Origin of the sequence: Streptomyces sp. NPDC003077 (assembly GCF_040611095.1) — a bacterium.
Classification (GTDB): domain Bacteria; phylum Actinomycetota; class Actinomycetes; order Streptomycetales; family Streptomycetaceae; genus Streptomyces.
On record NZ_JBEXNM010000003.1, the window covers coordinates 170,497 to 183,335 of the forward strand.

At 70.8% G+C, this 12,839-nt stretch carries 12 protein-coding genes; 10 read left to right on the forward strand and 2 right to left on the reverse strand.

The genetic code is table 11. The annotated features are described in order from the left end of the window. Positions 1–301: 301 nt before the first annotated feature. From ABZX96_RS03535 to ABZX96_RS03545, 3 genes are all read left to right on the forward strand, one after another. On the forward strand, positions 302–1,639 hold the full coding sequence (locus ABZX96_RS03535; RefSeq protein WP_355537121.1) for a radical SAM protein: 1,338 nt from the start codon (positions 302–304) through the stop codon (positions 1,637–1,639). Between the two features lie 71 nt (positions 1,640–1,710). Beyond that, positions 1,711–2,835 (forward strand): crosslink repair DNA glycosylase YcaQ family protein, encoded by a 1,125-nt coding sequence (locus ABZX96_RS03540; RefSeq protein WP_355537124.1) that lies wholly within the window; start codon positions 1,711–1,713, stop codon positions 2,833–2,835. 91 nt (positions 2,836–2,926) lie between these two features. Then, positions 2,927–3,382, forward strand: a complete 456-nt coding sequence (locus ABZX96_RS03545) for an NUDIX domain-containing protein (protein WP_355537127.1) — start codon at positions 2,927–2,929, stop codon at positions 3,380–3,382. Between the two features lie 416 nt (positions 3,383–3,798). Here the strand turns inward: ABZX96_RS03545 and ABZX96_RS03550 are convergent, their stop codons facing one another. Then, positions 3,799–4,653, reverse strand: coding sequence for a methyltransferase domain-containing protein (locus ABZX96_RS03550; protein ID WP_355537130.1), 855 nt, complete (start codon positions 4,651–4,653; stop codon positions 3,799–3,801). A 521-nt stretch (positions 4,654–5,174) separates the two neighbouring features. Next, positions 5,175–5,822: a TetR/AcrR family transcriptional regulator gene (locus ABZX96_RS03555; protein ID WP_355537133.1), complete on the reverse strand. Its 648-nt coding sequence runs from the start codon at positions 5,820–5,822 to the stop codon at positions 5,175–5,177. Between the two features lie 192 nt (positions 5,823–6,014). Here ABZX96_RS03555 and ABZX96_RS03560 point away from each other — a divergent pair, with 192 nt between their 5' ends. From ABZX96_RS03560 to ABZX96_RS03590, 7 genes are all read left to right on the forward strand, one after another. Next, positions 6,015–7,478: an MFS transporter gene (locus tag ABZX96_RS03560; RefSeq protein WP_355537401.1), complete on the forward strand. Its 1,464-nt coding sequence runs from the start codon at positions 6,015–6,017 to the stop codon at positions 7,476–7,478. Positions 7,479–7,659: 181 nt separating this feature from the next. Continuing rightward, positions 7,660–8,154, forward strand: a complete 495-nt coding sequence (locus ABZX96_RS03565) for a GNAT family N-acetyltransferase (RefSeq protein ID WP_355537136.1) — start codon at positions 7,660–7,662, stop codon at positions 8,152–8,154. Between the two features lie 206 nt (positions 8,155–8,360). After that, positions 8,361–9,050, forward strand: coding sequence for a DUF6882 domain-containing protein (locus ABZX96_RS03570; protein ID WP_355537139.1), 690 nt, complete (start codon positions 8,361–8,363; stop codon positions 9,048–9,050). 574 nt (positions 9,051–9,624) lie between these two features. Then, positions 9,625–10,413 (forward strand): S1 family peptidase, encoded by a 789-nt coding sequence (locus ABZX96_RS03575; protein WP_355537142.1) that lies wholly within the window; start codon positions 9,625–9,627, stop codon positions 10,411–10,413. 425 nt (positions 10,414–10,838) lie between these two features. After that, positions 10,839–11,579 carry a class I SAM-dependent methyltransferase gene (locus tag ABZX96_RS03580; protein ID WP_355537145.1) on the forward strand — a complete coding sequence of 247 codons (741 nt, stop codon included), beginning with the start codon at positions 10,839–10,841 and terminating at the stop codon, positions 11,577–11,579. 183 nt (positions 11,580–11,762) lie between these two features. Continuing rightward, the gene (locus tag ABZX96_RS03585; RefSeq protein ID WP_355537148.1) at positions 11,763–11,909 is read left to right on the forward strand and encodes a hypothetical protein; all 147 of its coding nucleotides are present in this window, start codon (positions 11,763–11,765) and stop codon (positions 11,907–11,909) included. Between the two features lie 8 nt (positions 11,910–11,917). Continuing rightward, on the forward strand, positions 11,918–12,799 hold the full coding sequence (locus ABZX96_RS03590) for a methyltransferase domain-containing protein (protein WP_355537151.1): 882 nt from the start codon (positions 11,918–11,920) through the stop codon (positions 12,797–12,799). Positions 12,800–12,839 lie beyond the last annotated feature (40 nt).

Below are 12,839 nucleotides of genomic sequence, written 5' to 3' on the forward strand. Positions count from 1 at the left end.
CGAACACGGGCGAAGCTTCCTGGGGCGCCGCGCAAGACCCTTGGTGCTCCGCCCGACCTCGGAACAGGGAACCTGCCGTAAGGCTGACCTGTACTGCGGGCCGGCCCTGGGCGAGTGCCGCGAACTCGCCCAGGTGCCGGTCGTGCAGCAGCGCCGGGCGTGCGCCCGTTCATCGCGGATCACGTGCCGGCCGTCAGGGCGGTCGAGCCGCGGAGCGATCGCACCATCCAGGACTTCCGCTCCTGCTGTCCCCGCGCCACGCTCAGGGCAAGGGCACCTCAACCAAGCCGTGGAGCACGCCATGCGCGTAGCACTGGTTTACCCGGAAGTTCTCGATCTGGCCCGCTTCAAGGAACAGCGCAAGGAGTTCCCGCCCTTCGGGGTTCTCTACCTGGCCGCCGTCGCCGAGGAGGCCGGGTACGACGTGACGGTGGTCAAGGTGACCGTGGACGACCACGTGCGCGACTTCACCGCGTTCGACGTCGTGGCCTTCACCATCCCGTCGTCCGCAACCTACGGGCTCATCAGGGACTGCCGGCACCACAGCCGGTATGCGAACGACCCACTGGTCCTCGTCGGGGGAGTGCACCCCAACTTCTATCCCGAGCAGACGTTGCTCGACCTGGCCCCGCACGCCGTGGGTGTCGGCGAAGGCGAGGAGACCTTCCTCCACCTGCTGTCCCGAGCGGAAAGCCGACGCTTCGACGACATCGCAGGCATCTGCTTCCTGCACGAGGGCCGGCCCGTGCGCACACCGCCACGCGTGCTGATGAACAGCATCGACGAGCTGCCGCTGCCCGCGCGCCACCTTCTCCCTCAAGCAGATCTGGTGATGAGCGACAGGCTGAGCACCACGGACCTGCGCATGGCCCACGTCATGTTCAGCCGCGGCTGCCCCTTCCCATGTCGGTTCTGTGCCGCCGCTCAGACCCGCATCCAGTACCGGTCCGGAGCCAGCGCCCGCCGGGAACTGGTGGACATGATCGACCGGTACGGCATCGAGGGCTTCGCCGTCGTCGACGACAACTTCATCGTCAACAAGCACAAGGTCCGCGACATCTGCGCCCACATCGCCGACCTCGGTCTGAAGTGGTCCGCCCTGTCCCGCGTGGACACGGTCGACGCGCCGTTGCTCGCCGACATGGCTGCGTCCGGTTGCCTGGAGGTCAAGTACGGCATGGAGTCCGGCAGCCCGAAAATCCTCAAAGCCATGCGCAAACGGATTACCGAAGACCATATTCGCAACGCGGTCCGCTGGAGCCGCGAGGCGGGCATCAACGTCAAGCTGTTCCTCATCCACGGCTTCCCCGGCGAGGACCGGCACACCACCACGCAGACCATGGACCTCCTGGCACGGCTGGCCCCCGGCATCGATCGCGTCTCCCTGTTCCGGTTCGTGCCGCTACCCGGTACGTACGTCTACGACCACCCGGACGAGTTCGACCTGCACGGCACCAGCAACCAGCCCGGCTGGAAGGGCGACTGGAGCCAGTACCACATCCATCACAACGACAAGCACTGGTGGGGGACCGAGGAACAGTTCGTCGAAGTCCAAGCCGGGTATGAGCAACTGGCTGCCATGATCAGAGAGCTGTGGCCCGACCGCCACCAACGGCCGTCGGCCGCGCGCACCGCGTGACCCGCTAGTCTCGGACGCTCCTCGCGGCGCTGTACCCCACAACGCCCCACCGAGCCCAGAGGAGCATCCGCGTGGCCGTCACCGTGACCCTGCCGGCCGCCGTCGAACGTGCGGCGGTCGCCACCCGACACGGCTGGGGGACGCTTCCCGGGCCGCCTGACCTGGCGGCCCTCGCCGTCGCCCAGGCAGGACTGCATGCAGCCCGGCTTCTCACTCCCTACGTCACCGCCCACACCCGGCTGCCCGACTTCTCCGCCGACCACCTACGCACCGCCCTCGCACCCGGTGGCACCCTGGTCAAGGTCCGCTGCATGCGACGCACCCTGCACCTGTGGGCCCGAGAACACGTAGCCGACGCCCACGCGGCGACGCTCCGGCTGCGTCTGGGCGCCACCGCCGCCACCGCCCGCCGGCACGGACTCGGCCGAACGGACCTGGAACGGTGGGGCGTGCACTGCCGGGACGCCCTGACAGGCGGCCCACTCGCCTACCGCGACCTGCAAGAAAGGCTGATGAAGCACCACCTTGGCGCCTCGCCCGAAGCGGTCCGGCTGGGCATCAAATGGGCCTGGGAATCAGGCCACATTACCTGCCGCAACACCGCCTCCTCCCTCCACCGCGAACACCGCCACTTCTCCTTGCTCGAACATGCCCACCCCGGACTCCGGCTCGCCCCCACCGACCCCCTGACTGCCACCACCCGCTTGATCCGCCACTACCTGCGCGCCTACGGTCCGGCTTCAGAGGCCGATCTGCTGTGGTGGTCCGGGCTTCCCAGAACGCAGATCTCTCCGGCCCTGGCCGCCTTGCGCTCCGCCCTCACCACTGTGCGCGTCGAAGGGCTCCCCGGCGACCTCCTCACCCTCAGCGAAGACCTCCACGACCTCCGGGCCACGGACCCTCTCCCGGCGGACCACGTTCGCCTCCTTGCCTTCGAAGACCCCACCTTCAAGGGCTACTTCGCCACCCGCGACCGCTACCGCAGCCCGGACCACGACAGCCAGGTGTTCAACACCATCGGCGAAGTCCACGCCACCATCACCGTCGCCGGCCGCATCGTGGGCACCTGGGGTTGGGACAAGAAGACCCGAACGGTCCAGCACCGACTCCTCACCCGCCTCCCGGTCTCCGCCCGACGCCACCTGCGCGAACGCCTGGACCAAGTCGAAGCCTTCCTGCGGACCGAACCGAGCTGATCGCCCTCACCGAAGCGCGAAGAACCCAGCCTCCCCGCAAGCGCACGCCATAATCGGTGGCTCCACCGGCCTCACGAGGAACGCCACCACCGTGACCACATCACCCACCGTCCAGCGCCACCACCGCATCATCGACGTCCACCTGCTGCTCATCCGCGACGACCAGGTCCTGCTCAGCCTGCGCCAAGGCGGTTACGCCTCCGGGCAGTGGCAGGTTCCTTCCGGGCATCTGGAAGGTGACGAGCCCACCGATCACGGCACCATCCGGGAGGGCTGGGAAGAGATCGGCGTTCGCGTCGACCCCGCCGACCTGGAGCTGGCGCACGTCATCGACCACCGCGCTCCCGGGGAAGACCCCCGCTTCGGCGTCTTCTACCGTGCCCGGGCCTGGACCGGCACGCCGTACAACGCCGAACCCGACAAGTGCGGTGGTATCCGCTGGTTCCCCCTGATCAGCCCGCCCGCCAACACCGTGCCGTACCACGCGGTCGCCCTGCGGCACATCACCGCCGGCCGCATCAGCAGCAAGTACGGCTGGGATGCCTGACTTCTCCTGACGGCTCAGAACAACCGCCGACCAGCACGGTCGCGGTCGAAGACCTTCGGACGGTCGACACTGTCGTCCGGGGCAACGTTGCAGGCATCGTTCCGCAGCAGGCACGGGCGCGTCGCCTCAGCGGACCCCGCCCGCTGCCGGTGTTCAGGGCATCGGCAGCGGCATCGGCAGCGGACTGGGGCGAGTGGAGGGCTGCTCACCGCCGTGCTCGACGGCAACCGGCTTGCCTGAAGGGCCGCCGTCCGACCGTATGCGAGGGCCCCGTCCGACCGCACGCACGGGCCCCGGGCCGACCGCACGCACGGGCCGTGGGCCGACCGCACGCACGGGCCGTGGGCCTGGAGCGCCTTACGGAGGCTGCCGTTCTGCGCCGCTCCCTCGGTCTTCACGCCCGCGCGACCCGTGCCTCACTTCCCCTTCGTGGCCACATGAATGCCGTACCGCCACAGATCCTGGCGGCGGTAGGCCTCGACGAGGAACATCGCGTTGATCAGCGCGCTGCCGCGCCCCACGCTCCGGGCCAGGGCGTAGGGAACCCTGCAGAGCTTTGCCAGGGCGCGCACCATGGGCAGCATGTGCGGCGTGGCGTCGGTGACCGAATCGACGGTGAATCCGGCGTCGCGCAGGAGTTCCTCCAGACGCCCGTGAGGCAGGGTGCTGGGGACGCCGACCTTCTCGGCGACCGTCCGAAGGAGCGTGACGTCCTCCGGTGGCAGGGTGGAATCCGGTGCCCGTGAGGGGTCGAAGATCACGAGACGACCGCCGGGCTTCAGGACGCGGGAGAACTCCGCGAGCGCCTTCTCGGGGTGGGCGGAGTGACAGAAGGACTCCACGGCGTACAGGCCGTCGAAGAAGCCGTCGTCGAAGGGCAGGTCGTGGAAGTCGGCCGCGAGGAAACGGGTGGCGCGGGCGGGGCCGGAGGCCCGTGCGGTGCGGCGCCGGGCGCGGGAGATGTCCGCCGGGATGCAGTCGACGCCGGTGACCTCCGCGCCGGTTGCGCGCGCCACGGTCCGGGCGACGTCGCCGACGCCGCAGCCCACGTCGAGGATCTTGGACCCCGCCGGCAGCGCCAGCTTCCGCGCGAGGACGGTCTCCATCCGGCGCAGGGCGGCGGAGAAGCGCCAGGGTGACTGGCCGGGCTCGTACCAGCCGAAGTGCCGTGTCCGCCCGAGCAGGAGGACGAAGCCCAGACGGGACTCCAGCCGCCGGTAGTAGGGCAGCACGTGCTCACGGTGATGCAGGAGGCTGTCCGGTGGGGTCATGGCTTCCTCCTCGCATCGGTGGTCGGCGGCGGGGACGTCGGGAGGGCGGGCGCGTCAGGTCGGCCCGGCCCTCTTGGTCTTGGGTGGGCAACGGTTGGTCTTGGGTGGGCAATGGTTGGTCTTGGAGGAGCAACGGTTGGTCTTGGGGGAGCAACGGCCGATCTGGTCGGTCCGACCGACCCTGCCGATCCGCCTGATATCGGCATGCCCATGCCGATAAGCGCGCAACGCTCCCGTCCGGCCGGTCGACCCGAACGAGCGAGCCATGGAACATCAGTCGTAGTGATGTCCGTGCGAGCCGACGGCCGCCGGTCTGTTTCCGTGGTTCCTGAGGCTGTCTGTTCCCACCGTTCCTACCGTTCCCGCTGCTCCCCGGGTTCGCCTGTCGGGTCGCGAGCCCTGCGGCCGTTCGCCTGCCGGTCGGAGCCCGGGGTCGCCCGTCGTGGACGCCGCGGACCGTCTCACCCCACGTCAGCAGCACAGTGCCGGAGCAACGGCGAGCCCGCGGACGGGCCCGGGGCCTACCGCGGGCGGGTGGCGTACCCGGCCAGCCCGTTTTCGAGCAGTGCGAAGGCCCGCTCGGCGAGTGCCACGGCGGCCGGCTGGACGTCAGCCGCCGACTCGCCGGCCAGCAGCCGCCGGTGGTTGTGTGCCATGAGTGCCGAACGGACGCCCATGAGTTGGGCGGCGACGAAGGGGGCGAGGGGGGCTTCCTCCGGTGACGCCTGTTCGGTCAGTTCGGCGGTGAGGAGTTGCTGGGCGCGGTACACCACCTCGTGGGCGCGGGCGAGGAGCGCCGGGGTCTCGGCGATCAGCCGCCGCACCTGGAGGACGTACGGGTCGTCGCTCATGCCCACCGAAGCGTCGTAGGCCGCGAGCGCGTCGAGGAACTGGCGGCGGACGGCGGCCGGAGCGGACTCGCCGGGGGCGCGTTCGCGCACGGCGCGGGCCGTGTCGCCGACGTGCTCTTCCAAGGGGCCGACGACCAGGTCCTCCTTGGACGGGCAGTAGTTGAAGACGGTCATCTTGGAGACCTCGGCCGCTGCGGCGACTTCGGCGACCGAGACCTTGTCGTAGCCGCGCTCGATGAACAGCCGTGTGGCGACGCTCCACAGCTTGCGGCGGGTCTGGTCCTTCTTGCGTTCGCGCAGCCCCAACTCCCCGGTCATGGGATAACTGTACCAGGAAGAAGTTTGAGCCGGGATTAAATATTGACTCGGTATATGTTTTTCCGTCAGGGTGGGGCCATGACCTCACCCGCTTCCACCGCGTCCGCCGCTTCCACCGCCGATATGGCGGCACCGCCGGCCGGACCGCCACCGGCTCCCCGCACGCCGTCCGGCTCCGGCGCCCCGCCCCCGATGTCTGACGCCCGCCGCCGGATCGGCTTCGTGGTCTGCCTGGCCACGATGCTGCTCGCCGTCCTCGACCAGAACATCGTGTCGGCCGTCACCGTCCCCATCGCCCGCGATCTCGACCCCGCCCACGGCGTCGACCGCATCCCCTGGCTGATCAGCACGTTCGCCCTGGCGGCCACCGCCGCCCTGCCCCTGTACGGCAAACTCTGCGACTCCCTCGGCGCCAAACGGGTCTTCCTGGGGGCCGTCGGCACCTTCCTGCTCGGTTCCGTGCTGTGCGGCGCCGCGCGGTCGATGGACCAGCTCATCGCTTTCCGCGCGCTCCAAGGGCTGGGCGGTGGCGGGCTGATGAGCGTCACCATGGTCGTCATCGCGCAGCTCAAGGGGCCGGACGAGCGGGGCGCGGGCAAGGGTGCGGGCATCGGCGGCCTGGTCGCCGGGGCGGGCATGGCGCTGGGCCCGGTAGTCGGCGGAGTGCTCGCCGACCACGCCGACTGGCGCTGGATCTTCTACGTCAACCTGCCCGTCGGCCTCGCCGTGCTCATCGCCGCCGCCCTCGTGCTCCGGCTGCCGCGCCACGGCGTCCGGCACCGCATCGACTTCCTCGGCGCGGGGCTGGCGGCGGCGTTCTCCTCGGCGCTGCTGCTGGTCACCGAGTGGGGCGGCCGGGAGTACGGCTGGGGGTCGCCGACGATCCTCGGGCTGGCCGGTGCGGCCGTCCTGCTGCTGGTCCTGTTCCTGTGGCGGCAGGCCACCGCGGCCGAGCCGCTGCTGCCCCTGTCCCTGTTTCGCGACCGCACGCTCCGGACCGGCTTCGCCGTCCAAGGGCTGGTGGGCGTGGCCATGATGGGCTCGTTGATCTACGTGATCGTCTACCTCCAGCTCGTCCGCGGCATCGCTCCCACGGCGGCGAGCTTGTTCATGCTCCCGATGGCGGCCGGCATCGCCGCTTCCGGACTGGTGACGAGCCGCCTCGGTACGCGGGCGCCGTCGCAGAAGACGTCCATCGTCATCGGGACGGGGTGCGCCGCCGTGGCGATGGCCCTGCTGTCCACCAACGGACCCGACACCGACCTGTGGGCGCTGCGGGCCGAACTGCTCCTGCTCGGCATCGGCTTCGGCCAGACCCTGGGGCAGCTCATCGTGGTGGTGCAGCGGGCCGCGCCACCCCATCAGCTCGGCGTGGCCACCACCGGCGTCCGCTTCTTCCAGACCCTGGGCGGCTCCCTGGGCGCGGCGCTGTTCGGAACGATCCTGGCGCGCGTCTACGCGGCACACGGTCCCGGCGGTGCCACCAGCGCCATTCCGCGACTGACCGGGGCCACCCGTGCCCGTGCCGCCGAGGCGTTCAGCACGTCCGTGGGTGTGGTCTTCCTGTGTGCCGCCGCGCTTCTGGCCCTGGCGGCGGTGCTGGCGGCGCGGATCGGATCGGGTCGGGGGGTAGGGGAGGGGTGGGGCGGTAGGTGATGGGCGGGCGATCCTGTGCGGATTCCGTTCCGGTGCGCGGTCTACGGGTGGTTCTGTGGGGGATCCCGCGGGCTACCGGTGGTTTTGTGGGGGATCCCTCGGGCGACCGCCGTTCAGGTCCCGCGCTTCCGTGCCCGAAAAACGGTTGAGAGCGCTACCGCCGCCCGTTTATGCACTCCTCATGACTTCCTGGCAGCTGGCTCCCGAGGCCTTCGACACCCCGGACGCGACCGGTCTGCGGCGCGACTACTACGACGAGGTCGCCAGCCGGTACTGGCAGCGCCCGGCGACCCCGCAGGAGATCCACGACGGCCTGGACCAGGACGGCGCGCACCTGCTCACCCCGCCCACGGGCCGGTTCGTCGTGGGCCGCCACGACGGCGAGCCCGCCGCCTGCGGCGGGCTGCTGATGCTGGACTCCCGGCGCGCCGAACTCACCCGCGTCTACCTGCGCCCCGCCTTCCGCGGCAGAAAGGGCGCGGACCTGCTGCTGGAACTGCTGGAACACGAGGCACGCCTGCTCGGCGCCTCCACGATCGTCCTCAACACCCGTCTCGACCTGGTCGAGGCCCGCGCGCTGTACGTCCGGCACGGCTACCGCGAGATCCCGGCCTACTGCACGGGGCCGTACGTCGAGATTTGCTATGGCAAGGATCTCGGTCGGGTGGCCGGCTGACGCGGGGTGAGGGGCTGTTGGGCCGCTCAGGGGGAGTGGTGGCACGGCGTCCGGATTCCGGAGTTTGGCCCGCCGCCTTGTTCGCGGATGACGTCGGCTTGTTCGCGAATGACATCGGCTTGTTCTTGTTCGCGGATGGCGTCGGTGACGCTCCCGCCACGGGCCGGATGACAGGCGGGTCGGTCCGCCTCGTAGAGTCCTGGTCCATGATCACGCAATTCGGCGACGCGTTCTTGTACGAGGCGGAGCGCCACGCCGCATGGGGCGCCGCGCAGCTCGAAGCCCTGACCGACTTCCTGCCCGACGGTCCCTGGACGGCGGACCTGCCTGCCTGCGTCTACCGGCAGGGCGATCTGGAACTGCGCGTCGCCGTACTGGGCACGTACGACATGACCGAGCGGTCCTGGCTGTGGGGCTGGGCCAACCCCGGCCTGCGGGGCACGCCGGTCGTCGCCCTTGCCGAGCAGGTGGAACGCTTCGGGCGGGCGCGGGGGATCGACGAGTTCACCGAGGAACTGCTCGACCTGTCCGGGTTCCCCGACCCGCGGCTCGCGGCGGAGACCGTGGCCTTCGCCGGTATGGGGGTGGCCGGCGCTCCGGGGTACATCGGGGTGGCGGCCGGTCCGGACACACAGGTCTACTTCCTGCCCGACGACGCGCAGGTGCCCCGCGCCACGGTCGATCCGATCACGTTGCCCCGGATGCTGACGACGGGCGCCGGGCTGATCGGCCGATCGGCCCACCGGGTGGTGACCGGCTACTTCGAACACCACGGAGTGCCGTGGCAGGGGGATGCCCGCCAGGTCGTCGCCGAACTCCCCGGCGGCCTGCGCGCCGAGGTCGAGTTCGATGCGGAGGGGCGCATCGCGGCTGTTCGGCTGCCTGCTCTGAGCTGATACGCGTCGGTACGGGAACGTTGACGGGGGCGGGGCAGCCATGCGCGGGGGGAGCGCGCGGCTGCGCCGATGGAGGCGTGGGTGTGGTGTGGTGGTGTGGTGGTGTGGTGTGCGTCCGCGAATGCGGGGTCTGTGCCTGTGAGCGGCGGGCGTGCGTCCCGTCCCTCTCGCGGGTCACTCGTCGTCAGGAGCGGTTGTGCCTGCCGGTGACGAAGGGGCAGCCGCTGGGGTGAGGGCGGGCGTCTGACAAGGCGGCCGGTGTCGGTGGCCGACCCGTCGACTCGGGGCCTGTTGCGCATTAGTCTGGACCGCAGTGGATGACTGTACGCGATCAAAAGGCTGTGCCGGGGGGCCGCCCCTCGATGGCGGATGGGTCGATGGCTGACGGCGACCCGTTCTCCAACAGGCCACCGCCGACCTGCTCGACCTCGCGCCCTTCCGTTTCCCGTTTCTGCTTTTCCGCTTCCGCTTTTCCGCCTCGCCTTTCCACTTCCGCTTTTCCACTTCTCCGTTTCCGTGTTCCGCGTTTCCGTGTTCCCGTGTTCCGCGTTCCCGCGAGAGGAGACAGAAGAGCATGAGCACTCGCGAACCCCGTAGTCCCGTGCCACCCCCGGCACGACGGCGGACCACCATCGCCGCCCTCGCCGCCTCGATCCTCTGTGTCACGGCCGCCGTCGGTGCGCCCACCGCAAACGCCTCCGCAAACGCCTCCGAAAACGCTTCCGCAAACGCCTCCGAAGGGAGCGCCGAGAGGGCCGCAGAGGGGGCCGCCGTCCTCGCCATCCGGGGCGGCGCCACCCTTTACAGCGGCGCGGCGCGCTGCACCGTGGCCTTCAACGTCCGTGACCACGCGGGCGCCACCTACGGGCTCACCGACGGCCGGTGCGTCGCCTCGGCGAAGGCGACGACCTGGTACGCCGATCCCGGGCGGACCGTGCCCGTCGGAAGCACGGACCGGGTGAGCTTTCCCGCCCGCAACTTCGCCCTCATCCGCTACACCAACCCGGACGTGAGCTACCCCGGTGAGGTCGGCCCCGGTGGCGGCGGCGTCATCGATGTCGTCGGCGCCGCCTCGCCCGTCGTCGGCCAGTCGCTGTGCCGCGTCGGGGAGGTTGCGGGGTGGCACTGCGGCACCGTGCAGGCCGTCAACGTGTCGGTCGGTTACCCCGAGGGGGCGGTGACCGGGCTGTTCCGGGCGTCGCTGTGCCAGGAGGCCGGGTCCGCCGGGGGCGCCCCCGCCATCTCGGGCAACACCGCCCTCGGCATCACCGTCGGCGGCAGCGGGGACTGCCGCAGCGGCGGTACCACCTACCTCCAGCCGGTGATCACCGCCCTGGCGGAGACCGGAACCCGCGTGTACTGACGCACCACCGGCCGGGAGGCCCGGGTCCGCCCGGTCTCGTTCATCGTGGCTGGCCCGTCCGGCCCCGTTCGTCGTGGCTGGGCCCGTCCGGCCTCGTTCATCGCGGCCGGGCCCGCCCGGCCTCGTCCGTCGCGCCGGGCGCCCGGCGCCGTACCCGAGGCCGAAGGGCGTACCGAAATCGTCCGCCATCCCTGCGAACCGGATGCCCGCCCGTACAGGAGCCCGGGACGACATCCGCATCTTCGTGGCTTCTGCCAGTACGAGGCGCCGCCGTGGTGCGGGAAGACTGCCCGCCAGATGCCGCGGATCTCCGAAGACTCGGAGACCGAGGCCATGCATCCGAAGACTCGGAAACCGAGGCCATACATCCGAAGGCTCGGAGGCCGCGGCCATGCAGATGATGCGGCACAGGGGAGGACGGCACGGTGAGCGTGCAGCAGTATGACGAGATCGGTGAGGCGTACGAGGGGTTCAAGGCCCTCCCGCTGGAGCAGTACGCGGTGGTGCCCAGTTTCCTGGCCATGGTCGGGGACGTGCGCGGCAGGTCGGTCCTGGACCTGGCCTCCGGCACCGGCTTTTACAGCAGGGAGTTCAAGCGGCGCGGCGCCACTGAGGTTCTCGGCGTCGACATATCCAGCGAAATGATCGCCGTGTCCCAGGAATTGGAGGAACGCGACCCGCTGGGTGTGCGCTACGAGGTGGGCGATGTGTCGCAACTCCGGTTTTTTGAACGGCGCTTCGACATCGTTGTGGCGGCCCATTTGATCGGCTATGCGGAGGACGTCGCCGCCGCGGAGCGGATGTGCCGCAACGCGCACCGGAGCCTGAAGCCCGGCGGCGAGTTGTTCGGGATCTGCCAGTCGCCCGACTTCCGTTTCGACGGGCCGCCCCCGGACCGGTACGGCTTCCGCAACGAGCTCACCGGCGAGCAGACCGAGATCGGACCACAGACCCGGACCACGGCGCTGCTCGACCCACCCGTCTCGTTCGTCGCCAACCGCGCGCGCCGCGAGATCTTCGAGAACAGCCTGCGGAAGGCCGGATTCAGCGAGGTGACCTGGGTTCCGCTGACGGTGTCGGACGCCGGCGTGCGCGAGTTCGGCGCGGACTACTGGGCGGACCTCCGCGCCAACCCGCCCTTGGAGATGCTGCGCTGCCGCGCGTGACGACCGACCGGATATCCCGGTGGCCCGACTTTCGGGACGCGCCTCGTGTCTGGAGGCTCGCCACCGGAGGCCGGGCCGTCGGCGGTTGCTCGTCTGGCCTGGCCGCCCGGCGCTTGTAGGGCCGTCCGCGGCGGCGCGACAATGGCCCGTCGGTCGGACACGCTCCGGTGACGGGAGGACGCGATGGACGAGCGGACGAACGGCGCCGGCGGCGAACGGCCGCAGGAGGAAGAGGGCGACATCCCGCGCACCGGCCAATCGGACACCGGCGACGGCGATCCTGGCAGCAGCGACGAGGACGGGCTCGGCGGCGGTCCGCCGGGCCGGTAGGAGACGCCGTGTCCACGGCCGCGGAACTGCGCGCGCGGTGCGCCGCCGCCATCGACGCCTACGGCGGTCCGGGCCACTTCAACGACCGGCCCTGGCTGCGCGAGACGTTCCTGCGGGTGCCGCGCGAGCACTTCGCGCCGGAGCGGGTGTGGTGGCACAAGCGCGACGCGGACGGCCGCTACCCGGTCCTGGACCGCGCCACCGAACCCGGGCGGTGGCTGGAGGCCGTCTACACGCCCGACGCGCCCCTGATCACACAGATCGCCGACGGCGCGGTGCGCGTCGAGGACGGGCCGAGCGCCTCGAACGAGTTCACCAGCTCCCTGTCCGCGCCCTCGGTGGTGGTGGACATGCTGCACTACCTCGACCCGCGGCCCGGCGACCACATCCTGGAGATCGGCACCGGTACCGGCTACAGCACCGCCCTGCTCGCCGACCGCATCGGCCCCACCCGCACCACCACCGTGGAGATCGACGACCGGCTCGCCGCCGAGGCGGAGGAACGGCTGCGCGCCCTGGGCCACGACCTGCCCGTCCACGTCGCCGACGGCGAGCAGGGCTATGCCCCGCGCGCCCCGTACGACCGGCTGATCTCCACCGTCGGGGTGCGCCGCATCCCCCTGGCCTGGCTGGACCAGGTTCGCGCGGGCGGCGTCCTCGTCACGCCGCTGGACACCCCCTTCGGCCAGGACGCCCTGGCCTACCTGGAATGCGACGGTCACGGGGGCGCACAAGGCAACCTCGTCACGGCGTTGCTGTTCATGAAGGCACGGGGCCAGCGCCAACCGGTGCCCTGGCGCACGCTGGGCTGGCCCCGCCTGCCCGACTTCCACGTCACCGTGGGCCCCGCGGCGGGCCCGGCGGGACAGCGCATCCGGACGCGTCCTTGACGGCGCGGCTGAACTCGCTCGGGATCCGTGCCCTGTTGCC

What these genes read in the sequence shown, in the direction of transcription:
- ABZX96_RS03535 (WP_355537121.1), top strand. Translation starts at nt 302, where the DNA reads ATGCGCGTAGCACTGGTTTACCCGGAAGTTCTCGATCTGGCCCGCTTC.
- ABZX96_RS03550 (WP_355537130.1), bottom strand. Translation starts at nt 4,653, where the DNA reads ATGACCCCACCGGACAGCCTCCTGCATCACCGTGAGCACGTGCTGCCC.
- ABZX96_RS03555 (WP_355537133.1), bottom strand. Translation starts at nt 5,822, where the DNA reads ATGACCGGGGAGTTGGGGCTGCGCGAACGCAAGAAGGACCAGACCCGC.
- ABZX96_RS03560 (WP_355537401.1), top strand. Translation starts at nt 6,015, where the DNA reads ATGTCTGACGCCCGCCGCCGGATCGGCTTCGTGGTCTGCCTGGCCACG.
- ABZX96_RS03565 (WP_355537136.1), top strand. Translation starts at nt 7,660, where the DNA reads ATGACTTCCTGGCAGCTGGCTCCCGAGGCCTTCGACACCCCGGACGCG.
- ABZX96_RS03570 (WP_355537139.1), top strand. Translation starts at nt 8,361, where the DNA reads ATGATCACGCAATTCGGCGACGCGTTCTTGTACGAGGCGGAGCGCCAC.
- ABZX96_RS03575 (WP_355537142.1), top strand. Translation starts at nt 9,625, where the DNA reads ATGAGCACTCGCGAACCCCGTAGTCCCGTGCCACCCCCGGCACGACGG.
- ABZX96_RS03585 (WP_355537148.1), top strand. Translation starts at nt 11,763, where the DNA reads ATGGACGAGCGGACGAACGGCGCCGGCGGCGAACGGCCGCAGGAGGAA.